Annotated in this window: 1 protein-coding gene; it reads left to right on the top strand. The window is 64.0% G+C overall.

Going from position 1 to position 239, the window contains the following annotated elements:
• Positions 1–239: GNAT family N-acetyltransferase (locus B3V69_RS05950; protein ID WP_296444709.1), on the top strand; the 239-nt coding region annotated here is incomplete at both ends.

The following is a 239-nucleotide window of genomic DNA, read 5'->3' as shown; positions in this document are numbered from 1 at the left end:
TTTGTCGGCTTCGACCGTTCGCGTGACAAGGGCACACCGAACACCATGGGCGAAATCTGGGCGATCTACGCCGCCACGTCGCACTGGGGCAAAGGCGTTGGCCTGGCGCTGTGGGACGCCGCCCGCGAAGGTCTGCTGGAAGAGGGGTGCAACAACGTGACGCTGTGGGTGCCGCTGGGCAACGAGCGCGCCTTGCGCTTTCACGAACTGGCGGGCTTCAAACGTGAGATGACCAGCAT

Source organism: Rhodoferax sp. UBA5149 (assembly GCF_002413825.1).
GTDB lineage: Bacteria > Pseudomonadota > Gammaproteobacteria > Burkholderiales > Burkholderiaceae_C > Rhodoferax.
This window is presented reverse-complemented; position numbering and strand designations above follow the sequence as displayed.